Raw genomic sequence first — 1,159 nt, 5'->3', positions numbered from 1 at the left:
TAAAATTCATCATTCCGTCTTCTTTGGAGTTTTGCTCCATTTTTTTATTTTACCTGCTTTGTGGCGCTTGACAAGATTGAAAGCCTTGCTATTTTATTACTTTTCGCGTTGCAGTTTCTAACATAACTCATCTTATTTACAGTCATCACCTGTTTTTACAGTTTGGCTTGATTGTTTTTTTCTTCTTTACCTTTGGCGCATGCAAGATTTTTCTCTCCTGCATTATTTTGTGTTCCACAGCAATCATTGCTTCCATTTTTTCCCGCACTACAATTACTGCTACTAATTGCGCGTCTGCTTTTTCTGCTGCTTATATTTATTCCTTCTAGCCTTTTCCATGGTTAGCTCAAAAATAGCACGCTGCGTCGTTGGACTTCCTAGCGAGAGGAATGAGCTTACCGCTTTGTCAGTCCATCTCGCATTGCATCTATTTTTGAGCTAACGCAATGCGCCAATATAAAGTTGGTTAACTACGGACAACGACAACGCTGAATTGCTTCGGCATTTCATCATCGCAAATATACTGCTGGCTCGATTTAAAGCAATTTGACTATAGTAGCTTTCGGCAAATATGCAATCCAACTGTAAATCTGCCGAGTACACTCGACGAGTGCGCTCACAAGAATTTTTGATACTTTTGTTTTATCTTACAAAGGTACAAAGATACGTTTTTTAATTTTTTTAAAATTTATTCCAAGTCGTACAATTCTAAATATATAGCAATACATTTTTTGAAAAATCTAACTAAAATAACTCATCCAAGATTTCCGTCAAATCTTTATCTAAATTACCATTGTATTTTATGTACGGAATACCAAATCTTTTTAGTGCAAACTCAAAACGTCTAAAGCCATCTTTATCTCTTAAGGCAATCCAACTAACCTTTAATTCATCCGCCTGATTTTTGTTCTGTTGAGATAAAGTATCTGCTACAAACAAATCAGATTTCCTTGCAAATATGGCATCCGCGCTTTCCGGATTGCCTTTTCCCATAAGCTTCACCTCGCATAGATATTTCTTTCCATTATTGACGAGGTAAAAATCAATTTCTCTATCAACTTTTTTAGTTTTATCTTTTACAAAATTTTCTGCATCATAGTATTTTTTATCAATTTGATATAACTTACACAAAACAAGCATTAAATATTTTTCTACGCTT

At 34.6% G+C, this 1,159-nt stretch carries 1 protein-coding gene; it reads right to left on the bottom strand.

Annotated elements, in window-relative coordinates:
- Positions 1 to 744: 744 nt before the first annotated feature.
- The coding region (locus LE180_RS06260) for a CfrBI family restriction endonuclease (protein ID WP_374134597.1) at positions 745 to 1,159 on the bottom strand (415 nt) is incomplete at its 5' end.

The sequence above is a fragment of the Candidatus Endomicrobiellum pyrsonymphae genome (genome assembly GCF_020328025.1).
Classification (GTDB): Bacteria; Elusimicrobiota; Endomicrobiia; order Endomicrobiales; family Endomicrobiaceae; genus Endomicrobiellum; species Endomicrobiellum pyrsonymphae.
Note: the sequence above shows the minus strand (reverse complement) of the source record. Positions and strands in the feature narration are given on the sequence as shown.